Below are 21,225 nucleotides of genomic sequence, written 5' to 3' on the forward strand. Positions count from 1 at the left end.
ATTACCCCTCCTTCGAGCCGACGGCATAAGCCGTGTGGCAGCCGTCTTCCTGATCCTTGATCGAACGGATCTGCCGTCCGTCAGCTTCAGGCTTGGTCTGCAGCGCTTCGCGCGATTGCGATTTGGCGATCGGCACGTCCCATTTCCCGCCGGCCAGTGCGGGGCCGACGGCGGTCACGTTCAGAAAAAGTGCTGAGATCTCCATCTGGGGTCCCTTCTTTGGTTGTTCAGATTACAACCTTCTGGCAGCCGTAGCTGACAGCAACCTGAAAGCTTCGGCGATGTTTGCGCGACGTCGGTTCACCCTGCGTCAGGTTGTGCGCTCCGGGCACCGGTTGAAGCCGATCCGAATACGCTGCTTGGACCGGGCAACCCGATCGAGAAATGCATCGAATGCGGCAGCAACAGCGCGAATTACAAAGCGATGCTCCTGCGGCACGCGGATGAAACCGCTTTCGATGTCCACGATCCCGTCCTCGGCCAGCATCGCCAAGCGTTCAGCTGGAAAGAGAAGACGCATCGGATCAAATCCGTGGGCGGCACAGATTGCCGGCACATCGACCGCGAGATTGCACATCAGCCGCTCGATGATTGCGGCTCGCACGCGGTCTTCGTCAGCGAGACGGTAGCCCTTCGACGTCGCCAGACGGCCAGCTGCGATGTGGTGGGTGTACGAATCGCGTGTAACATCGTTTTGGACGTAACCCTCGCCGACACGCCCGATAGCCGACGCGCCGAAACCGATCAGGGTTTTGCAGGTGTCGGCCGAGTAACCCAGCGATTACGCCGCAGGCGCCCGGCAGTCTGCGCTAGGGTGAGTTCGTCGTCTGGCAAGGCGAAATGGTCGAGCCCTATCTCTCGGACGCGCCGGCGCCTGAAACACGGCGTCTTCCACCCCGTCGTCGATCTCCAGGCCGCCATCAACCGCTTCATCACGGAGCACAACCAAGAGCCGAGGCCCTTCATCTGGAAGGCCGATCCCGACGAAATCATCGCCGCCGTCAGGCGCGCGAACTTCGCGCCAAAACGATCGCCTCAAGCCGCGTCCTGTCCGATGCCGTAACGTCGATGCCGATACCTGTGCGCATCCCGGCAGCCTCGCATGCCACGCTCCAGGATGGAATCCCCGCCGGACTCTTTTGTCTCGATCAATCCACTCTCATGATTGCTGACAATGGCCTTTGATAAGCTGCGGCCAGCCGATCCGATCGGCGGTCGAGGCCCATGTACGGCGGATATGAGGTGCAAGAGGCGGGAATTGAACGTCGGTCAACAATCTCTCATCCGCGGGTCGGGCCCCATGACCTGGTTTCGTTTGGGGCTGCCTCTGTCTAGGTGGCGAGCGTCGAGGCTCATAGTGGAGACGAGGGCTCCCCGGCATTGTCCCACCTCCAGCGCCGCATATCGCGCCGAGGCTGATCTTGGGGTTTGCATCTCCTCTGCTGGCTGTCTGTCAAATAGCGGTCACGCCGCCTTTGGCGCGGCTTGAACCGTGCAGGCGATCGACCAGATGAAGCCCACCATCTCGCGTGCGATGGCGACGGTGACGACGTTGGCGTTCTGCCGCGCGCACTCAGCCGACGGTATCGGGTGCACAGCCGAACCTGCGCTTTCCATCCGATGTCGCGAACGACTTTTGGCAACGCCTCGATCCGGTCGACCTTGTGCCGGCCGATGCGTGCCCTCATCCGGTAAGCCCAGGCGCCTTCGACCAGCGCGCGCCGGGCATGGGTGTTGCCGGTCTTGGTGATGCCGCCGCGCCAGACGGTCTCGCCACTCAATTGCTCACCAGGGACCAGGCCGAAATAGGCCATGAGCTGGCGTGGGCTTGAGAAGCGTGTGAAGTCGCCGACCTCCGCGACCAGCACCACGGCATTGATCAGCGCGATGCCGCATTGCCTGCAAGGCATCAACGACCGGGCGCTGGTCCCATTCTGGGAGCAGGCTGAGTATCTGTTCCTCGGGCGTTGTCACGTTGTTTGAAATGTGGCCGCGTGAGGCCGACACCGCGCTTTTCAGGCAGGCCGTGCACTCACGGCTTCCCACGCGGCCATGGCTTGGCGTCGATGGGTTCGAATTTGTGCTGCCGAGCGGTTGGTCTGGGAGGGGACGAAGAGATTTCGGACGGCGGAGAAGATCGACACGAAATGCTGCAATGAGCCGACCGACCGGAAACCCTGTCGCGTTCGTTCCCGTTTTCGGAACGGCAGGTGAGAATTCTCCGCCCGGTTGTTCAAGCCTTTATGCGAGCGGTGTTCCACGTTCGGCATGAGCTGGCGTTTGGCCGCCCCGTAGGAGCGCAATTTGTCGGTGATCATACGCTTTGGCGGCAGACCCTGCTTCTTCAGAAGTCGCGTCAGCAGGCGCCTGGCGCCCTTGGTGTTGCGACGCGTCTGGACAATCTCGTCGAGCACATATCCGTCCTGATCAACCGCTCTCCACAACCAGCACTTCTGACCGTTGATGCGCACCACGACTTCATCGCCAAATCGCCGATTCTGAGGCTTGAGGAACGAGAATGGATAATTTTGTCGAAGGGCTGTCGGAAGTCACCTGCGATGTGCTGGTGATCGGCGGCGGCACAGCCGGACCGATGGCGGCGCTCAAGGCAAAGCAGAAAAATCCCGCTCTGAATGTCGTCCTGCTCGAAAGGCCAATGTGAAGCGTTCGGGAGCTATCTGCATGGGCATGGACGGGCTGAACAGCGCCGTCGTCCCGGGATATGCGACGCCCGAGCAATACACCAAGGAGATCACCATCGCCAATGACGGCATCGTCGATCAGGCGCCGGTCTTCAAATATGCCTCGCGCTGCTATGACATCATCCAGGAACTTGACCGTTTCGGCATCCGTTTCCAGAAGAACGCCAATGGCGATTTCGACCTGAAGAAGGTCCACCATCTGGGAACCTATGTGCTGCCTATGCCGAATGGCGATACCGTCAAGAAGGCGCTCTACCGGCAGATCAAGCGCGAAAGGATATTGGTCTCCAACCGCTTCATGGCAACGCGCCTGTTGACCGCCAACGACGGCAGGATCGCGGGCGCCACTGCTGTGAACACGCGCACGGCTGAATTCCTCGTGCTGCGTGCCAAGACCGTGATCCTGTGCATGGGCGCGGCGGGCCGGCTCGGATTGCCGCATTCCGGCTATCTCTTCGGAACCTATGAGAATCCGACCAATTCCGGGGACGGCTATGCCATGGCCTACCATGCGGGTGCCGCGCTCGTCTCGAATGCTATCAGATCAATCCGCTGATCAAGGACTATAACGGCCCGGCTTGCGCTTACGTGGCCGGTCCGTTCGGAGCCTATACCGCCAACAGTGAAGGCAATCGCTTCATCGAAAGCGACTACTGGTCGGGACAGATGATGCAGGAATTCTACAACGAACTACAGTCCGGCAAGGGGCCAGTGTTCCTGAAGCTCAACCACCTTCATGCCGACACGGTCGGCGAGATCGAAGAGATCCTGCACAAGGTCGAGCGCCCGTCGCGCGGCGGGGCTCTGTCGCAATTCCGGGATGTGGACGGGAAGAGCGTCGCCTGGGAGCATTGATCAGGCGGTGAGCATTTCGAATTGCTCGGCAATTGACGGACTCGGATTGTAGGCGAACCTCGCCTGTCGCTTTCGCATCATGTGGACCAGCTCGATGCCGGAGAGGGTGATCTGGGCATTCTCCATAGACTTGAAGCCGAGCATGGATCGAACGCGGCGCTTGATGCGCCGGTGATCCTGTTCGATCCGTGAGGTATTGGCTCTTGCGGATATGGATCGGTGGTTTGTGTGATCGCTCCCGCAGACGGCTTTCAGTATCGCAGGAAATGATTGCCTCACGATTGGTCTGACTGCCGTCGACGACGATGCGGTTCGGGCGTCCATGGTGTGCAAGCGTCTTGCGCAGGAAGCGTTTGGCCGCCGGAAGATCACGGTGTTCGCTGAAGAAGAATTCGACCGTGTCGCCGACGCTGTCGATGGCGCGGTAAAGGTACATCCAACGGCCGCGAACCTTGATATAGGTCTCGTCCATATGCCACTTGCCGGTGACGGTCCGCTTGCGTTTGTTGAAACGCTCCAGAAGCTGGGGCGAGAAGTGGACGACCCAACGATGCACGGTGGAGTGGTCGACGTTCAGGCCTCGCTCGGCCATCATCTCTTCCAGATCACGCAAGCTCAGATTGTAGGCCAGATACCACCGCACGCACTGAAGGATCACGGATCGATCGAAGTGCCTGCCTTTGAACATTGAGCGCTCCCGAAAATCGAAGAGCTGTCATGCCCCAGTCAAGTTACCGAAAAGTTTGCGACACATCCAGGCGGATGCCTCGTCGGTGACCGAGGCGGACCGTGCGGCTGAGCGGGTGATCCTTGAAGGGCTGCGCGAGGCGCTGGCCGGCGTAACTTGTGTGGCGGAAGAGGAAATCGCCGCCGGCGTGGTGCCGGTGCTCGAAGGCGATGCGATCCTGCTGATCGATCCGCTCGACGGCACCAAGGGATTCATCAACCGCAACAGCGACTTCACGGTGAATATCGCGCTTGTCCGCCAAGGCGTTCCGGAATTAGGCGTAGTTTATGCTCCGGCAAAGGGTGTGTTGTACTCCGGCCGTCCGGGCGAAGCGACCGAGGTATCAATTGCGCCGGATTTCCAGCCGGCGGCCCGCCGCAAGATATCCGTACGAAGGGCAGCCAAGCGGCTCACCATCGTCGCGAGCCGCCCCCACCGCACGCCCGAGACCGACGAATTCATCGCCAGGTTCCCGGGCGCGGAGATCGTCTCTGTGGGCTCTTCGTTGAAGTTCTGCCTTTTGGCGAGCGGAGCGGCTGATCTTTATCCGCGCTTCGGTCGTAGTATGGAATGGGATACTGCGGCCGGCGATGCCGTGCTGCGGGCGGCTGGTGGACGAACAACGCTTCTCGAAGGCGGCCCGCTTCGCTACGGCAAACTGGGGCAACAGGACGAGGCGGATTTCGCCAATTCCTGTTCATAGCAGACACGTCACCGGCTGCGATTGATCAAAGTTCGCACTCTGGAGAATAACTCAACCGATTGGTCGGAGTGGAACAGACGCTCGTCACTTCATCAACATCTGCCAGTTGCTGCTGAATTTCACTGGGGAGCGTGAGCAGCGACTGTCCGTTGTGCGGCGATAGCGAGGTAACCGGAGAGATCCTCCGGCCACAATTTGTTCTCGCAAAACCCGGCCACACCTTGAGTCGCCAAGAGCTTTTGCTAGTCTGCCACAGCACCGGCCTTCAACAGCGGCCCGCGAGGATATGTGCCACAAGACAGTCAAACCCTTCATGGCGACGGCATCTCGGCTGTTATAGTCGGCCAGGGCGCCGAACTGGTGTCGCTGCAGGATGCGCAAGGATTTGAGTTCCTCTGGCAGGCCGGTCCGGCCTGGCGGCGCCATTCTCCGTTGCTGTTTCCGATTGTCGGCCGGCTGAAGGGCGATCAACTGCGTCACCGCGGCCAGACCTATACGATGAAGCAGCACGGCTTCGCGCGCGACAAGCCTTTTGTGTGGGCGGACAGGGGACCTCGATCCTGCACGCTGGTTCTTACCGACGACGCCGACAGCCGCGCGCACTACCCCTTCGCGTTTCGCCTGGCCGTGACTTACACGCTGGAACGCCAGCAACTCGGGGTGACCTTCGAGGTCACCAACATAGGCGACGAGCTGTTGCCGGCCTCAATCGGCGCGCACCCGGCGTTCAATTGGCCGTTGCTGTCGGAGTTACCTAAGGAGGCCTACCACCTGACATTTGCCGATGATGAGCCGGCGCCAGTTCCTCGCCTTAGCGATGGCCTCCTGCTCGCAGCACCGCGGCCGACGCCCATCGAAGGCAGGACGCTTGCACTATCCGAACGGCTGTTCGATGACGACGCCGTCATCCTGGATCGTCCCGCAAGCACCAGCGTGCGCTACGCGGCCGAGCGTGGTCCGGCGATCGAAGTATCATGGCAGGGATTTTCAGAACTGGGCATCTGGTCAAAGCCGGGCGGCGCCCCGTTCCTGTGCTTCGAACCCTGGCATGGCATAGCAAGCCCTGTGGACTTCGATGGCAACTTCATCGATAAGCCGGGCCTGATGCTGGTCGCACCGGGGGCGAAGCGGTCGCTTAATTACGAGATCAGACTGGAGCAGGGGCCATGGTGATCCCCGGACCATCCGGAGAAGCAACGCTCGTGGGGTACCCAATCAAACTTGGCTTCGTCGGCAGCCATGCGCTTACTTCGCCATTGTTATCGGCTGAAATCCCATCAAGGGCGATCCGGTATCGATCTTGTTGTCGCCTTCCAACGAAGAGATCGCGGCAAACTCGCTTCGCGCTATCCGAATGTGGGGGTTGCCGCAGACAACCAGGCTGTGCTCGAAGAACGCGACACTATCACGCTGACGGTCCGGCCGCAGATTGCCCCCAGCTGTTGTCCGAATTGCGGTTTCGGCGCGACCACCACTTTATCAGCCTGATCGCCACGCTATCGGGATGTGTCGCAAACTTTTCGGTAACTTGACTGGGGCATGACAGCTCTTCGATTTTCGGGAGCGCTCAATGTTCAAAGGCAGGCACTTCGATCGATCCGTGATCCTTCAGTGCGTGCGGTGGTATCTGGCCTACAATCTGAGCTTGCGTGATCTGGAAGAGATGATGGCCGAGCGAGGCCTGAACGTCGACCACTCCACCGTGCATCGTTGGGTCGTCCACTTCTCGCCCCAGCTTCTGGAGCGTTTCAACAAACGCAAGCGGACCGTCACCGGCAAGTGGCATATGGACGAGACCTATATCAAGGTTCGCGGCCGTTGGATGTACCTTTACCGCGCCATCGACAGCGTCGGCGACACGGTCGAATTCTTCTTCAGCGAACACCGTGATCTTCCGGCGGCCAAACGCTTCCTGCGCAAGGCGCTTGCACACCATGGACGCCCGAACCGCATCGTCGTCGACGGCAGTCAGACCAATCGTGAGGCAATCATTTCCTGCGATACTGAAAGCCGTCTGCGGGAGCGATCACACAAACCACCGATCCATATCCGCAAGAGCCAATACCTCACGGATGTTGACAAGGGCCGTTCTGCTCTGATGTCCTGGAAGTGTGCTCTCAGGGCGTTCTGTCCCGGCAGACGGTCGAGACCGCGGCGCGCGCAGCAAAGTCAGGGCTGGCCGGCAGGCCAGCGAGCAGTATGCACGACTTGGCCTTGACGGAGCGAGCACGTCGCTATCGTTCGCCGGCTGCGGGATGGATCGGCGAAGCTGTTTTTGTTATTCTGTCGCGGCTCGGGTGACCGGGTGGCGAAGAACAGGGTCGAGGTTGCAACCCTGTCGCGCACCCTATGATCGTCGCACCTCATGTGCGGCGCCCGAGCGCCCCTTCGGCGATTGCTGTTTCCATGTAGCGACGAAGCGACGGTAGACTTCCTCGGCGTTGCCGATCGTCTCGCGCTCGCTCTCGCGTACCGACTTGTTGCTGTAGTCGGCAGCAGATTCCTTTGCCCTGCCGCCGCGATGAGACGGATAGCCGGCGGTCAATTCCAGCTTTCGGAGCTTCCAATCCAGCAGCGCCGAGCGGCTCCAGATGTAGTTTTCGTCCTTGGTCAGCATGTGCCAGACGATGACCGCCAGCTTGCGCGCAGTCGCGACCGCGGCAACGTGCTTACCTCGCTTGTCGCGGATGCGCATGAAGAAGGCCCGCAGCGGGCCAGGCACGCCGGAAATGACCCACGCCGCCTCGACCAGCATCGACCGCGCGTGGGCTCGGCCTTGTTTGGTGATGCGGCCGTGATAGGCCGGCTTGTCGCCGGACTGCCGGACCCGCGGGTTGAGCCCAAAATAGCTGACAAGCTTTTCCGGTGATGAGAACCGTTCGACATCGCCAATGGCCGCCACGATACTCAGCGCGACCGTGACGTTCACGCCGGTGATCGTCATCAGTCGCTTGACCCGAGGCTCCTGGAGGGCCGTCTGCGCGAGACTCTTGTCTACTTGTGCAAGCTCACCACCAAGGCGATCGAGTTCACCGGCATGGCGAAGGACGACACGGCGCTGATCCTCGGCGAGCGGCTGAGCCTCCAGCCAAGCCCTGCCCCGCTTTGAGAACAGGGTGCCCTTGTAGGGCGGGATCAGGTTGGCGTGCAGAACGGAATGGATTCGGTTTTTGAGACGGGTCATCTGGGAGACGAGCTGCGTTCGTTCGGCCACCACGCGACGACGCGTCTCGGTTTCCTCGTCCGGCATCCAGACTTCAGGCAGAAAGCCACTCGCATGAAGCTTCGCCAGCACTGCCGCGTCGATCTTGTCGGTCTTGACCTTGGCCCAGGCGATGGCCCGGACCAGGATCGGATTGGCTATAACCACCCGGGACTGGGTCTCCGTGCCCTTCTTTATCCACTTCCGAAGAAGGTTCGCATTGACCCCATGTTCGAGTGCAAGCCTCGACACCGACACGCTAGGCTCAAGGCAGGCCGAGACAAGACGGTCCTTTGATGCAGGGTCGTATCGGCGTCGCCCGTTCCGACCAACAAGCCTTACCAGCAGTTTCTGATCATCTTCTTCCATCACAAGGTGTCCACCTATTTTGGTGGACACCTCATGCATCAGAGCACTCAACACCAAAAGGTGCGGGGAAATTCGCGCCTACCACCAAACTGTCTGGCGGGCACGTTGTCGTCAGGTTCTCGACAGCTTCCCTATGTCAGATCCAAGCCCAGCTTCAAGCTGGCTTATATTGCTGAAAGTGAGAACGGATGGATTTCACCTCGACCAAGCGGGTGCGCGGACAATCGAACAGGAACGGCCTGCAAGAGAGCTCACGTGCGGCTCCGTCCGCAGGTGCGGCGGCATTTGAGCGGCAACTGAGCGAGATCGCCAATTCAGGTGGAGGTGGTGGAGCAATGCCGGCCGGCTCGGCGCCGCAGACGGCTCAGTCAACTCGATCCAGAAGGCTCAACAAGCGCCCTCTTCATCCCGAGGATGCTCTGCTTATTTCGGGGTTTGAGGAGGCCCGGTGCTGTCACATTGATTGAGGGGTAAGGAAATTGAGGTAGCAGCGCGCCCATGACCGTGAGTGCACCGACCTACAAGAACCACCGCTATCCGATCGAAATCGTGGCCCGTGCTGTCTGGCTCTACTTCCGCTTCAATCTGAGCCTGCGCGATGTCGAGGAAATGCTGCTCGATCGCGGGATCGTCGTTTCCTACGAGACCATCCGCCGATGGTGCCGAAAGCACGGCCCTGATTATGCGCGCCGCATACGCCGCTAGTCGCCGACGGAAAGATGATGTCTGGCACCTGGATGAAGTCGCGGTGCGCATCAACGGTCAGAAGTGCTGGTTGTGGAGAGCGGTTGATCAGGACGGATATGTGCTCGACGAGATCGTCCAGACGCGTCGCAACAGCAAGGCCGCCAGGCGCCTGCTGACGCGACTTCTGAAGAAGCAGGGGCTGCCGCCAAAGCGTATGATCACCGACAAATTGCGCTCCTACGGGGCGGCCAAACGCCAGCTCATGCCGAACGTGGAACACCGCTCGCATAAAGGCTTGAACAACCGGGCGGAGAATTCTCATCTGCCGTTCCGAAAACGGGAACGAACGCGACAGGGTTTCCGGTCGGTCGGCTCATTGCAGCATTTCGTGTCGATCTTCTCCGCCGTCCGAAATCTCTTCGTCCCATCCCAGACCAACCGCTCCGCAGCACAAATTCGAGCCCATCGACGCCAGGCAATGGCCGCGTGGGAAGCCGTGCGTGCACGGCCTGCCTGAAAAGCGCGGTGTCGGCCTCACGCGGCCACATTTCAAACAACGTGACAACGCCCTCGGCATGCCCGTGGTCGACATCATTATCGTGGACAGCACTGCGAGCGCGTATCAGAATACGATTCGGTTTGCTTAGGCCACTTATAATATGCACTCACCGCTTTTAACGCTCCTGATGGCATTTAGCGGCCAAGCGCTTTTTCAGGCCAGCGAGGCGATCGTTAGATCTAGTCACGGGCCCGGCCACTTAGCAGGCGCGCTGGGCGCACGATCGATCGGCCGGTTTAATGTCTCCGCAAGCTGATGACCGGAGAAGGCGGCTTCCAACTGCGCTTTGTCCAATTCGCCCTCCCAGCGGGCGATGACGAGCGCTGCCACCGCGTTGCCGACCAAGTTCGTCAGCGCTCGGCACTCCGACATAAAGCGGTCGACGCCAAGGATAAGAGCGAGGCCAGCGACGGGGACACTGGGTACTACGGCGAGCGTAGCAGCAAGCGTGATGAAGCCCGCACCTGTTACGCCTGCAGAACCCTTTGAGGAAAGCATCGCAACGAGCAGCAGGAGCACCTGATCGACGATCGACAGATCCGTGTTCGTCGCTTGTGCTATGAAGAGGGCGGCCAGCGTCATATAAATATTGGTGCCGTCCAAATTGAATGAATATCCTGCCGGGATGACGAGACCCACGACAGAACGTTTGGCGCCAGCCCGCTCAATCTTCTCCATGAGCGAGGGGAGCGCGGCCTCCGAAGAGGACGTTGCCAGAACAAGCAGCAGCTCTTCCTTGATGTAGCGAATGAGAGAAAAGATGGAGAAGCCGTTGTAACGGCAGACCGCGCCGAGCACCCCGAACACGAATAGGAACGCGGTGAGATAGAACGTCGCCACCAGCATGGCGAGGTTGACCATCGAACCGATTCCATATTTGCCGATGGTGAAGGCCATCGCGCCGAAAGCCCCGATCGGTGCGGCCTTCATCAGAATGCCGACCAGCTTGAACACCGGCGCGATGAGCGCCTGGAGCAGAGAAAGCACAGGCTTCCCCGTCTCTCCACCCTTTGCCAGGGCGATGCCGAACAGAACCGAGAAGAACAGGACCTGCAGGATGTCGCCCTCCGCGAAGGCACCGACGACCGTTGACGGGATGATGTTCATCAGGAAGCCGATCACCGACTGCTGGTGCGCCTTTGCGGCATAGGTGCTCACCGCCTGGGCATCGAGCGAGGCCGGATCGATGTTGAGGCCGGCCCCGGGTTGAACGACATTGGCAACTATGAGGCCGACGATCAGTGCCAGCGTCGAGAAGGTTAGGAAATAGAACATCGCCTTCCCGGCGACCCGGCCCAACTTCTGAAGATCGTTCATGCCGGCGATGCCGGTCGCAATTGTCAGGAAGATGACAGGCGCGATGACCATCTTGACGAGCTTGATGAATGCATCTCCGAGCGGCTTCACGCTTTCGCCGATCTCCGGATAGAAATAGCCAAGTGCGACGCCAAGCGCGATTGCGGCAAGCACCTGCACGTAAAGCCGCGCAAAATGGGGTTTATGAGGGCCTGCGTTCGCGCTGCGGATCTCTGGAGCTAACACTGTCTCTCTCCCTGACCGGGTCGGGGCGGGCGCTTCCTCCCTTCCCAGGCTTCTCCCACGCGGCGCCCCGGTCCAGCGCTGCTGCCATCTCGGTCGCAAGTGCCGTGCCAAATGAAAACCTTCGCCAGACGCCCCTCAGGCTTGCGGTTTTGCCAGCAGTTGGATGTGTGATCGTCGTCGATCTTGCTGAGAGCCGGTCAAGAGATCGGGAGCGCGGGCCCGGGCGCCGGCGGTGACCCGCTTGAGTCGTGGCTTGGACGGCGGAAACGTCTCCGAAACCGTTGGAAAATGCGTGGCGGCGGGTGGACAAGGGCGTAGCGATCGGCCTAGACGACGTTCGCAACTCCCTGAAATCCGCGAGAACACTATGAGGCAGCAGAAGCGACCCTTTGTCGTCGAGATCAAACAGAAGCGTGGGCTCGTGAAGCGGCCACAGTCGATCTGGGGCGGCATCGACCTGGCCACCATCTCGAGCGAAGTCGCGGAAGCGAAGACGGAAGATGCGATCGCTGAAGCGACGCCGCAGCCGATTTTCCCTGGTGAAGATGTTCGTTCTGAGCCGATGCTCGCCATCGGTGAAGCAGAAAGCGACGTTAAGCACGTGATCACGCCCGACGCGGCGCTTCCCGAGCCGCCAACGGTTGAGGAAGCGCCGGTTCCAGAGGCATCGAATGCACCGGGTGGAGACAGACAGACCCGCAGGAAGAAGCGGTGGCAGGACGATGTGCCTTTGCCGCGAGGTGAACGATGGAAGCGGCGCCTACCATGGGTGCTACGCCAGCGCCGGCGTTAGCGCCAGGATCGACTGCGTCAGGATTGAAGCTGCCTTTATCGAACTGCCTATGACAGGCCGCGAGTGCTACAATGAAATAAGGAAGGGCTTGAAGGGGTACGGAAGGGGTTTGCCTATCAGCCGCTCTGGGATTTTGGTGCGAGAATGAAATCGAAAACTGGCTCAGGCTGGCCAAGGCATCGACTCCCGCAAAACAGCCGGGGAAGTAATGGCCGCTTCGGCATATACTGCAAGCGCGGCAGGTTTCATTCTGAGTGCGGCCTCAAAGTCCCGGTTCGGCAAATCAATCACCTGGCGAAAAAGCGCTGCAGCCCTTGCCGCATGGCGCGCGGCAGCGACCCGCTTTGCCTCGCGGATTTTCACCCCGGCCGCGCTAACAGAATCAATCCCTTGAAGAGCAGGCGATGCTGAGCGCTTTTTTCGCAGCGTGCCAAATGGGCTCCCAAGCCTCGTGAGCTTCCCAGTAATACCGTCGTTGAAAAGGTCGATACCCCATCGAAACTCGTTTGAGCTGAGTGCTTCGTCAACGGCGACGGTCACCGGGTCGCTGTCGTACTGTGACCCAACGGGTCGCGCACAGGATGCGGATGTTTGCCAGGCAGGTATGCGTAGCTCGGGAAATTCTTTTCGGGCAGCAAGCGAGAACGTGACCTAGACCCAGCAATCATTAAAGCCACGTGGATGGCAATTCACATGGAATCTGATGGGATAGCTGCGCACGCCCGTTCCACAGGACGTATCTCCCGCGGCGCCCCCTCCTGGCGCTTAAGCTGCGAGATCGAAGCGGTGACATGGTCAGCGAGCACGAAAAACTTGCGGCACGCACGTGGAGATCAAGTCGCAGTTTGGTCGATATACCTCCATCGCGCCCTATAGGAGTCGAGCAGGAATTTGGCCGCCAGGTAAGAGCAGCGCCGGGCCGGCTAGAGACGGCCGAAGTGACCTGAGCGACGAAGCTTCGCTAGCAGGATGCTGGCCGTTCCGGAGTGATCAAGCCTCGCTTGCTCACTCAGCGGAGACGCATTCCAGGCGAAAGCGCGAATTTCTCTGCACCTTTTTCCATTGAGCGTGTTTTGGCATGAAGTGTCCACTTTGGAGGTGGACACCACGTGATTGAGGACGATGAACAGAAACTGCTGGTGAGGCGAATTTTGCGTAACGGCCGCCGGCGGTACGACGCGGCGTCAAAAGAGCGGCTCGTTGCGGCCTGCCTTGAGCCTGGCGTGTCGGTATCGGGACTTGCGCTTGAACATGGGATCAATGCCAACCTTCTTCGGAAGTGGATAAAGACGACCAAAGACGCCGTTGCTTTGCCGCCACCTGCGCCGTCGGCGTTCATTCCAGTTCAAGTCAGCGCCGCGGAGTACAGCCTGCCTATGCAGGGCAATTCGGTAGAGAGGCCTGCCACGCGTGGTGAAGAGCGGCTGTCGAAGTCGTCGCCACTCCCAGCCAAGGTGAGCGCGTCTTTGCCGAACGGCGTGAAGTTGACGCTGGAATGCGGTGATGTGGATGCATTGACGGCGATCATCGGAGCACTGGGTCATGTTCAGACTGGGCGCTGACCTGACAGTCTACCTGCATCGCGAACCGATCGACTTCCGCGCCGGCATCAACAGCCTTGCGGTCCTGGTTCAGGAGGTGATGGAGCTCGACCCGTTTGCGCCTGCGGTCTTTGCCTTTTGCAATCGCCGTCGCCAACGACCGACATTCTACATACGGTTTTCGTTTTGCGACGATCGCCTATCCGTGGCATCCACTATTCGGCTGCAAGGTGCAGGTCTCGCGTTATCGGCGCGGCAAGACCCTGATGTGCATCTATACGGACGAGCGTCCCGATCACCTCTCCCGTGAGTTGCCGAACTGGATGTTCGACGAGAGTTATTGCAGCGGAATGAGGCTTGGACCACCCGAGATAAGCATTGATGGCCTGAATGAATTGGGGGCCGCGTTGGCGTCGTTCGGCGCGACTCAGGCAGGAGGCGCAAGCTCTCGTCCTTCGAGGAAGAAGGAGAAGGGTGATGCGAAACAGGCGACATCAAAATCGCGACCAACTCGTTTTGGAGTTGGAGCGTCAAAATCGTCAGGTTCCGGTGGTCAAGAACGTCAAAGGACTGGTGGAGACGCTGGCGGATCTTCTGTTGGAGGCTTTGGAAGCGAGCAAAACGGCGAAGACGGGAGGCGTAGATGAACACGAAGATCACGTCTGACCATCTGGGCCGCGCCGCGGTTGTCTATGTCCGCCAGTCAACCATGGCGCAAGTGATGGGCAATCTCGAAAGCCAGCGCCGGCAATATGATCTGGCTGGTGCCGCCGCAACGACCGGGTTTGCATCGGTAACTGTGATCGATGATGACCTTGGACGCTCAGGCTCAGGCAGCGTGGAGCGACCTGGGTTTGAGCGGCTTGTCGCGCTGGTCTGCTCAGGTAACGTAGGAGCGGTCTATTGCATCGAGGCATCGCGTCTGGCGCGCAATGGGCGGGACTGGCATCATCTGATCGATCTGTGCGCGCTCACTGGTACGCTGGTCATCGATCCAGATGGCGCCTTTGATCCAAGGCTTGTCAATGATCGTCTGCTGCTTGGGCTGAAAGGCACGATGGCGGAGTACGAACTGAGTTTGATCCGTCAGCGCGGCATTGCCGCGCGCGATTCCAAGGCGGGACGCGGGGAGTTCCGGTTCATGTTGCCTCCGGGCTTCTGCTGGAGTGAGGCGGGCAAGATCGAGATCGATCCGGACGAACATGTGGCGGAGACGATCAGGCTCGTCTTTGACAAATTCCGGGAACTGGGAAGTGGGCGACAAGTCTTTTTGTGGCTGCGGTCGGCCGATATCAAGATGCCCGTCGTCTTGCACAACGTGGAAGTGCGCAAGCTCGTCTGGAAGGCGCCAGCTTATCATAGCGTCATGCAGATCCTCCACAATCCACTCTACGCGGGCGCCTATGCCTTCGGAAGGCGAGCACAACGAACGTTGATCATCGATGGTCGCGCTCGCAAGGCCAACGGGCTGCGCAAGCCCAGGGATGAATGGAGTGTATTGCTGCGCGACAATCATCAAGGTTACATCACCTGGCGGGAGTATGAAGAGAACCAGAAGCTTCTGACCGAGAACGCACACATGAAGAGGAATTGTGATCGCAAATCGGCGCGTGGCGGTCGTGCGCTGTTGACGGGACTGATGCGATGCGGCCGCTGTGGCCGAATGATGCGTGTCTTCTACGGCAGCGCAAAGGGCAACGCGCATCGCTATCAATGCCGCGGCGACGACGCTCGTGTGGGTCTCGGGCTTTGCATCGGAATTGGCGGCGTGAGGGTCGATCGTGCCGTGGCCACTCAGATTCTGGAAGCGGTTTCGGATCGCGCTGTCGAAGCGGCGATCTTCGCCTCGGATCAGGTTGAGCGGTCCGCAAGAGATGTTATAGCGGCAATTGAGCGGGACCTTGAAGGCGCACGCTATGAGGCGTCACTGGCCGGACGCAGATACGAGCTGGTCGATCCGGCCAAACGTCATGTCGCACGCGAACTGGAAGCCCGTTGGAACGATGCACTGGAACGTGTGAGCGTGCTTGAGCGCAAGATCGAAGAATTGTCCGCGCTGTCCGCAGCACGTCCAGCAATTGATCGTGGCCGGCTTCTACAGCTTGCCCATGACTTACCGACAGCCTGGAATGCACCGTCAACCGATACGCGGACAAAGCAGCGGCTCATCCATATTCTGGTCCAGGAGATCATCTGCGATCTCGACGATACGACCAACGAGGCTGTGCTGCTGATCCATTGGACCGGTGGCCGCCATACTGAGGTACGCGTGGCGCGTGTCAAGACTGGCCGATATCCGAGCGATATGGCCCCGCCCGCCGTAGAGGCACTACGAAAGCTGGGCGGACATTGGCCAGATCGGGAGCTCGCAGTGTCCCTCAATCGGATGCTTTGCAAGACCGGTGATGGTGAGGGTTGGACGGCGGTGCGTGTTCGTGACATGCGCGAGCGGTTGGGCATTCCAGAATATGATCCCACAAAAGCGGGCAGTCCCGTGATTAGCCTGATGAAAGCTGCCGAAAGGCTCGGTATCTGCATCGGATCGGCGAAAAGCCTTGTAAAGAAGGGCATCTTGCCCGCAACGCAAATCTTGCCGGGCTCACAGTGGATGGTTCCGATTGAAGCACTAACCTCAGAGGCTGTTCTGATAGGGGTGCAGGGTGTGGTTGGGCGACGGCCACAGATTTATGAATATTATCAATATGATAAGGTTGTCCGATTGCCCGGACTCTAACAGAGGGAAGCATTATGAAACGCGCTGGCGCGACCGGATGAAACTCTTGTTCTTTGACCGGTCCGGCTTCGTGCTGGTTCTAAAGCGGCTGACCGAGGACAAGTTCCGGTGGCCGCGCCGGGAGACGGCGGTGGTTACGCTGACGACCGAGCAGCTCCATTGGATTCTCGACGGCATCGACATCGACGCAATGGTGCGCCATCCGGTGCGGCAATATCAGGTTGCGGGCTGACGGCTCCCGAATTGTGCGGTTGACGCGTCGGTGCGGTTCAGATTCAAAACTACGATGAATCGACCTGGTGAACCGACTGTTGAGGAGTTGATGGCGCGCATTGCTGCGCTGCAGGCGCAGAACCGCCAGCTCGCAGAACGCGTGGCCAAGCTCGAGGAAGAGTTGGCGCTAGCGCGGCTGCATCGTTTTGCGCCGAAGAGCGAAAAGCACGTTGATCGCCTCTTCAATGAAGCCGAACAGATTGCCGATGAAGACGACGCCGGCAGCGAAGATGGCAATGTCGTCGACCTGCCGGACACCGGCTTTCCGTCCACCGAAAAGCCGGAGGGAAAGAAGCGTGGCCGCAAGCCTCTGCCGGAACACCTGCCGCGCGAGCGCGTCGAGTATGACCTTGCCGACGGTCAGAAGGCCTGTCCTTGCTGCCGCCACCAGATGCATCGCATGGGTGAGGCCGTCACCGAGCAGCTCCATATCGAGGTGAAGGCGAAGGTCCTGCAGAATGTGCGGTTCAAGTATGCATGCCGCCATTGCGACCGGACCGGCATCAATACGCCTGTTGTCATTGCCCCGATGCCCGCGCAGCCCTTGCCGGGCAGCATCGCCACGGCCTCGACGCTGGCCTTTGCGCTCGTCCACAAATATGTCGATGACGCCGCTCTACCGTCTGGCCCAGGCCTTCGAGCGTGCCGGCGTTCCCGTCAGCCGCGGCGCTCTGGGCCATTGGGTGATCGGATCGAGCGAGAGGCATCTCTCCCGCATCTATGATGCCCTGAAGCTACGGCTTCGGTCACAACCGCTCATCCATGGTGACGAGACGACGGTCCAGGTCCTGAAGGAAAAGGACAGGGAAGCCACCAGCACATCGTAAGCGCTCATTTCCATGCGCGTTGACGCGGCCCGTTTGACCGGGGTCGTTGTCGGCCAGTTGCATCGGATCAAGTAGCGGCGGTTTTGGCGAAGTTGAATGGCAAGAGATCGGTGATGTCGGCATTGTCCGCGCGCTGCGGCAATTCCGTGAGGACGTGGCGCAAATAGGCCAAGGGCTCGATGCCGCATGCTCGGCATGTCAGCATGAGGCTGTAGACGACGGCACTGGCCCTGGCTCCGTCCACAGTGTCGCTGAACAGCCAACTCTTTCTTCCAGTGGCAAAAATCCTGATGTCGCGCTCAAGCAGGTTGTTGTCGATCGGCATCCTGCCGTCTTCGGTGTAGCGCGTCAGGTACTCCCACTGGTTCAGGGTGTAGGACACGGCGTCGCCGATCTTGCTGTCGGGCAGGACCTTCGGGGCTATGTCGTCGAGCCATGCCTTGAGAGCGTTCATGATGGGGACGCTGTGTTGCTGGCGGAAACGGCGGATGCATTGATGTCGCGTTTCGCCCTTGTCCGGCTTTTCGTTGCGCGTCTGGCTTTCAATCCGGTAGAGCTTTTCGAAGAACTTCAGCGCCTGCTCCGGCGGGCCGCCGCCTTTCTTTCTGGTCTTCAGTGCATCGACGAAGCGACGTCTGGAATGGGCCATGCACCCCAGATGGGTCGCTCCTGCCAGCGTGCGCCAGGCGGTATAGCCATCGCTCATCAGGATGCCGCGGTAATCACCGAGGAAGGCCTGCGGATAGATCTGGCCGCGGCCGGGCTGATAGTCGAGCAGCACGATCGGTTCGTCGCTGTCCTCTCCACTCCGATACGCCCACATGAAGGATGTGCTGGTGGCTTCCCTGTCCTTTTCCTTCAGGACCTGGACCGTCGTCTCGTCACCATGGATGAGCGGTTGTGACCGAAGCCGTAGCTTCAGGGCATCATAGATGCGGGAGAGATGCCTCTCGCTCGATCCGATCACCCAATGGCCCAGAGCGCCGCGGCTGACGGGAACGCCGGCACGCTCGAAGGCCTGGGCCAGACGGTAGAGCGGCGTGCCATCGACATATTTGTGGACGAGCGCAAAGGCCAGCGTCGAGGCCGTGGCGATGCTGCCCGGCAAGGGCTGCGCGGGCATCGGGGCAATGACAACAGGCGTATTGATGCCGGTCCGGTCGCAATGGCGGCATGCATACTTGAACCGCACATTCTGCAGGACCTTCGCCTTCACCTCGATATGGAGCTGCTCGGTGACGGCCTCACCCATGCGATGCATCTGGTGGCGGCAGCAAGGACAGGCCTTCTGACCGTCGGCAAGGTCATACTCGACGCGCTCGCGCGGCAGGTGTTCCGGCAGAGGCTTGCGGCCACGCTTCTTTCCCTCCGGCTTTTCGGTGGACGGAAAGCCGGTGTCCGGCAGGTCGACGACATTGCCATCTTCGCTGCCGGCGTCGTCTTCATCGGCAATCTGTTCGGCTTCATTGAAGAGGCGATCAACGTGCTTTTCGCTCTTCGGCGCAAAACGATGCAGCCGCGCTAGCGCCAACTCTTCCTCGAGCTTGGCCACGCGTTCTGCGAGCTGGCGGTTCTGCGCCTGCAGCGCAGCAATGCGCGCCATCAACTCCTCAACAGTCGGTTCGCCAGGTCGATTCATCGTAGTTTTGAATCTGAACCGCACCGACGCGTCAACCGCACAATTCGGGAGCCGTCAGCCCGCAACCTGATATTGCCGCACCGGATGGCGCACCATTGCGTCGATGTCGATGCCGTCGAGAATCCAATGGAGCTGCTCGGTCGTCAGCGTAACCACCGCCGTCTCCCGGCGCGGCCACCGGAACTTGTCCTCGGTCAGCCGCTTTAGAACCAGCACGAAGCCGGACCGGTCAAAGAACAAGAGTTTCATCCGGTCGCGACGGCGATTGCAAAAGGCAAAGACCGCAGGCGCAAACGGGTCGAGCTCCATCACCTCCTGAACCAGGACCGCAAGGCTGTTGATGCCGGCGCGGAAGTCGATCGGTTCGCGATGCAGGTAGACTGTCAGGTCAGCGCCCAGTCTGAACATGACCCAGTGCTCCGATGATCGCCGTCAATGCATCCACATCACCGCATTCCAGCGTCAACTTCACGCCGTTCGGCAAAGACGCGCTCACCTTGGCTGGGAGTGGCGACGACTTCGACAGCCGCTCTTCACCACGCGTGGCAGGCCTCTCTACCGAATTGCCCTGCATAGGCAGGCTGTACTCCGCGGCGCTGACTTGAACTGGAATGAACGCCGACGGCGCAGGTGGCGGCAAAGCAACGGCGTCTTTGGTCGTCTTTATCCACTTCCTAAGAAGGTTGGCATTGATCCCATGTTCAAGCGCAAGTCCCGATACCGACACGCCAGGCTCAAGGCAGGCCGCAACGAGCCGCTCTTTTGACGCCGCGTCGTACCGCCGGCGGCCGTTACGCAAAATTCGCCTCACCAGCAGTTTCTGTTCATCGTCCTCAATCACGTGGTGTCCACCTCCAAAGTGGACACTTCATGCCAAAACACGCTCAATGGAAAAAGGTGCAGAGAAATTCGCGCTTTCAGCACATCCTTCATGTGGGCGTATCGGAGTGGAGAGGACAGCGACGAACCGATCGTGCTGCTCGACTATCAGCCCGGCCGCGCCAGATCTATCCGCAGGCCTTCCTCGGTGATTACCGCGGCATCCTGATGAGCGATGGCTATACCGCCTGGCGCACGCTGGCAGGAGCGACCCATCTGGGGTGCATGGCCCATGCCAGACGTCGCTTCGTCGATGCACTGAAGACCAGAAAGAAAGGCGGCGGCCCGCCGGAGCAGGCGCTGAAGTTCTTCGAACAGCTCTACCGGATTGAAAGCCAGACGCGCAACGAAAAGCCGGACAAGGGCGAAACGCGACATCAATGCATCCGCCGTTTCCGCCAGCAACACAGCGTCCCCATCATGAACGCTCTCAAGGCATGGCTCGACGACATAGCCCCGAAGGTCCTGCCCGACAGCAAGATCGGCGACGCCGTGTCCTACACCCTGAACCAGTGGGAGTACCTGACGCGCTACACCGAAGACGGCAGGATGCCGATCGACAACAACCTGCTTGAGCGCGACATCAGGATTTTTGCCACTGGAAGAAAGAGTTGGCTGTTCAGCGACACTGTGGACGGAGCCAGGGCCAGTGCCGTCGTCTACAGCCTCATGCTGACATGCCGAGCATGCGGCATCGAGCCCTTGGCCTATTTGCGCCACGTCCTCACGGAATTGCCGCAGCGCGCGGACAATGCCGACATCACCGATCTCTTGCCATTCAACTTCGCCAAAACCGCCGCTACTTGATCCGATGCAACTGGCCGACAACGACCCCGGTCAAACGGGCCGCGTCAACGCGCATGGAAATGAGCGCTTACTTCCAGGCGGCCAATTCTGCTACCAGAAGTGCGGTGTCTCCGTTTATGGATGCGCATCTAAGGTGTCCGTTCTTCTCCATCACTATTATCGCCGTGCCGGTTTCGCCATAGCCAATCGCAGCCATCCGCTGGACCCAGGTATCGCCGTCGACGCGAACATCGAACAGAACCGACCCTGCGGTTTTTTCTGCGGCGTCAGCCACACGATCACAGAAGGGTCGATTGAGGCCCTCGATATTCCCGAGTGACTGCTCAAACAGGGCCAATTCAACATGCTCCGCCACCATGGCTGCGAGAGTGCGCGCCGGCTGGCGC

At 60.0% G+C, this 21,225-nt stretch carries 18 protein-coding genes and 10 pseudogenes; 15 read left to right on the forward strand and 13 right to left on the reverse strand.

Going from position 1 to position 21,225, the window contains the following annotated elements; all coding sequences use genetic code 11:
* Position 1: 1 nt before the first annotated feature.
* Positions 2-205, reverse strand: coding sequence for a PepSY domain-containing protein (locus HB778_RS38205; protein WP_183455302.1), 204 nt, complete (start codon positions 203-205; stop codon positions 2-4).
* A gap of 105 nt (positions 206-310) precedes the next feature.
* Positions 311-861: pseudogene (locus HB778_RS38210) on the reverse strand (coproporphyrinogen III oxidase); the annotation flags it as partial.
* A gap of 1 nt (position 862) precedes the next feature.
* Here HB778_RS38210 and HB778_RS38215 point away from each other — a divergent pair.
* Positions 863-1,063: pseudogene (locus tag HB778_RS38215) on the forward strand (hypothetical protein); the annotation flags it as partial.
* A gap of 401 nt (positions 1,064-1,464) precedes the next feature.
* Here the strand turns inward: HB778_RS38215 and HB778_RS42360 are convergent.
* Positions 1,465-1,617, reverse strand: coding sequence for a hypothetical protein (locus tag HB778_RS42360; RefSeq protein WP_244662219.1), 153 nt, complete (start codon positions 1,615-1,617; stop codon positions 1,465-1,467).
* Between the two features lie 122 nt (positions 1,618-1,739).
* Positions 1,740-1,871 (reverse strand): annotated as a pseudogene (locus HB778_RS42365) (transposase); the annotation flags it as partial.
* On the opposite strand from HB778_RS42365, the gene HB778_RS42370 reads away from it, so the two are divergent.
* Complete coding sequence (locus tag HB778_RS42370; RefSeq protein ID WP_183455496.1) at positions 1,813-1,983, forward strand: hypothetical protein; 171 nt, start codon at positions 1,813-1,815, stop codon at positions 1,981-1,983. The pseudogene HB778_RS42365 and the gene HB778_RS42370 sit on opposite strands and share 59 nt — an antisense overlap.
* 32 nt (positions 1,984-2,015) lie before the next feature.
* On the opposite strand, the pseudogene HB778_RS38225 reads toward HB778_RS42370, so the two are convergent.
* Positions 2,016-2,483 (reverse strand): annotated as a pseudogene (locus tag HB778_RS38225) (IS6 family transposase); the annotation flags it as partial.
* A 35-nt stretch (positions 2,484-2,518) separates the two neighbouring features.
* Here HB778_RS38225 and HB778_RS38230 point away from each other — a divergent pair.
* Positions 2,519-3,500 (forward strand): annotated as a pseudogene (locus HB778_RS38230) (fumarate reductase/succinate dehydrogenase flavoprotein subunit); the annotation flags it as partial.
* A gap of 57 nt (positions 3,501-3,557) precedes the next feature.
* Here the strand turns inward: HB778_RS38230 and HB778_RS43715 are convergent.
* A pseudogene (locus HB778_RS43715) lies at positions 3,558-4,245 on the reverse strand (IS6 family transposase).
* Positions 4,246-4,330: 85 nt separating this feature from the next.
* Here HB778_RS43715 and cysQ point away from each other — a divergent pair.
* From cysQ to HB778_RS38250, 3 genes and pseudogenes are all read left to right on the forward strand, one after another.
* Positions 4,331-4,987, forward strand: coding sequence for a 3'(2'),5'-bisphosphate nucleotidase CysQ (gene cysQ / locus HB778_RS38240; protein ID WP_348524815.1), 657 nt, complete (start codon positions 4,331-4,333; stop codon positions 4,985-4,987).
* A gap of 288 nt (positions 4,988-5,275) precedes the next feature.
* A complete protein-coding gene (locus HB778_RS38245) occupies positions 5,276-6,160 on the forward strand; it encodes an aldose 1-epimerase family protein (protein ID WP_183465751.1) in 885 nt (294 codons plus the stop codon).
* Positions 6,161-6,557: 397 nt separating this feature from the next.
* Positions 6,558-7,061: pseudogene (locus HB778_RS38250) on the forward strand (IS6 family transposase); the annotation flags it as partial.
* A gap of 273 nt (positions 7,062-7,334) precedes the next feature.
* On the opposite strand, the gene HB778_RS38255 reads toward HB778_RS38250, so the two are convergent.
* On the reverse strand, positions 7,335-8,558 hold the full coding sequence (locus HB778_RS38255) for an IS110 family transposase (protein WP_183465752.1): 1,224 nt from the start codon (positions 8,556-8,558) through the stop codon (positions 7,335-7,337).
* 498 nt (positions 8,559-9,056) lie between these two features.
* On the opposite strand from HB778_RS38255, the pseudogene HB778_RS38260 reads away from it, so the two are divergent.
* Positions 9,057-9,762 (forward strand): annotated as a pseudogene (locus HB778_RS38260) (IS6 family transposase).
* Positions 9,763-9,987: 225 nt separating this feature from the next.
* Here the strand turns inward: HB778_RS38260 and HB778_RS38265 are convergent.
* The gene (locus HB778_RS38265) at positions 9,988-11,346 is read right to left on the reverse strand and encodes a dicarboxylate/amino acid:cation symporter (RefSeq protein ID WP_183455305.1); all 1,359 of its coding nucleotides are present in this window, start codon (positions 11,344-11,346) and stop codon (positions 9,988-9,990) included.
* Between the two features lie 367 nt (positions 11,347-11,713).
* Here HB778_RS38265 and HB778_RS38270 point away from each other — a divergent pair, with 367 nt between their 5' ends.
* Positions 11,714-12,139, forward strand: coding sequence for a hypothetical protein (locus HB778_RS38270; protein ID WP_183465753.1), 426 nt, complete (start codon positions 11,714-11,716; stop codon positions 12,137-12,139).
* Positions 12,140-12,301: 162 nt separating this feature from the next.
* Here HB778_RS38270 and HB778_RS43720 read toward each other — a convergent pair whose 3' ends face one another.
* Positions 12,302-12,679, reverse strand: a complete 378-nt coding sequence (locus HB778_RS43720; RefSeq protein ID WP_432421299.1) for a DUF309 domain-containing protein — start codon at positions 12,677-12,679, stop codon at positions 12,302-12,304.
* Between the two features lie 572 nt (positions 12,680-13,251).
* On the opposite strand from HB778_RS43720, the gene tnpA (HB778_RS38280) reads away from it, so the two are divergent.
* The 6 genes and pseudogenes from tnpA (HB778_RS38280) to HB778_RS38305 all read left to right on the forward strand — a co-directional run.
* Positions 13,252-13,701, forward strand: coding sequence for an IS66-like element accessory protein TnpA (tnpA, locus tag HB778_RS38280; protein ID WP_183455045.1), 450 nt, complete (start codon positions 13,252-13,254; stop codon positions 13,699-13,701).
* The gene (gene tnpB / locus HB778_RS43725) at positions 13,682-13,990 is read left to right on the forward strand and encodes an IS66 family insertion sequence element accessory protein TnpB (protein WP_183465754.1); all 309 of its coding nucleotides are present in this window, start codon (positions 13,682-13,684) and stop codon (positions 13,988-13,990) included. The genes tnpA (HB778_RS38280) and tnpB (HB778_RS43725) overlap by 20 nt, the downstream gene beginning before the upstream one ends.
* Positions 13,991-14,157: 167 nt before the next feature.
* A complete protein-coding gene (locus HB778_RS38290) occupies positions 14,158-14,346 on the forward strand; it encodes a hypothetical protein (protein ID WP_183465755.1) in 189 nt (62 codons plus the stop codon).
* On the forward strand, positions 14,324-16,414 hold the full coding sequence (locus HB778_RS38295; protein ID WP_183465756.1) for a recombinase family protein: 2,091 nt from the start codon (positions 14,324-14,326) through the stop codon (positions 16,412-16,414). The genes HB778_RS38290 and HB778_RS38295 overlap by 23 nt, the downstream gene beginning before the upstream one ends.
* Before the next feature lie 37 nt (positions 16,415-16,451).
* Positions 16,452-16,646 (forward strand): IS66 family insertion sequence element accessory protein TnpB, encoded by a 195-nt coding sequence (tnpB, locus tag HB778_RS38300; RefSeq protein WP_183459725.1) that lies wholly within the window; start codon positions 16,452-16,454, stop codon positions 16,644-16,646.
* A 54-nt stretch (positions 16,647-16,700) separates the two neighbouring features.
* Positions 16,701-17,511 (forward strand): annotated as a pseudogene (locus HB778_RS38305) (IS66 family transposase); the annotation flags it as partial.
* Between the two features lie 70 nt (positions 17,512-17,581).
* Here HB778_RS38305 and tnpC (HB778_RS38310) read toward each other — a convergent pair.
* Genes tnpC (HB778_RS38310) through tnpA (HB778_RS38320) form a run of 3 tightly spaced genes read right to left on the reverse strand, consistent with a single transcriptional unit; the run spans position 17,582 to position 19,991 of the window.
* Entirely contained in the window at positions 17,582-19,153 is a 1,572-nt protein-coding gene (gene tnpC / locus HB778_RS38310; protein ID WP_183454979.1) for an IS66 family transposase, read from the reverse strand.
* Positions 19,154-19,207: 54 nt separating this feature from the next.
* Positions 19,208-19,561, reverse strand: coding sequence for an IS66 family insertion sequence element accessory protein TnpB (gene tnpB / locus HB778_RS38315; RefSeq protein WP_183454978.1), 354 nt, complete (start codon positions 19,559-19,561; stop codon positions 19,208-19,210).
* On the reverse strand, positions 19,542-19,991 hold the full coding sequence (gene tnpA, locus HB778_RS38320; protein WP_183455045.1) for an IS66-like element accessory protein TnpA: 450 nt from the start codon (positions 19,989-19,991) through the stop codon (positions 19,542-19,544). The genes tnpB (HB778_RS38315) and tnpA (HB778_RS38320) overlap by 20 nt, the downstream gene beginning before the upstream one ends.
* Before the next feature lie 75 nt (positions 19,992-20,066).
* Between tnpA (HB778_RS38320) and tnpC (HB778_RS38325) the strand changes: the two are divergent.
* Positions 20,067-20,839, forward strand: a pseudogene (gene tnpC, locus HB778_RS38325) (IS66 family transposase); the annotation flags it as partial.
* A gap of 67 nt (positions 20,840-20,906) precedes the next feature.
* On the opposite strand, the gene HB778_RS43730 reads toward tnpC (HB778_RS38325), so the two are convergent.
* The gene (locus HB778_RS43730) at positions 20,907-21,197 is read right to left on the reverse strand and encodes a hypothetical protein (RefSeq protein ID WP_432421303.1); all 291 of its coding nucleotides are present in this window, start codon (positions 21,195-21,197) and stop codon (positions 20,907-20,909) included.
* Between the last annotated feature and the right edge of the window lie 28 nt (positions 21,198-21,225).

The organism is Mesorhizobium huakuii (genome assembly GCF_014189455.1).
In the GTDB taxonomy this organism is placed as follows: domain Bacteria; phylum Pseudomonadota; class Alphaproteobacteria; order Rhizobiales; family Rhizobiaceae; genus Mesorhizobium; species Mesorhizobium huakuii_A.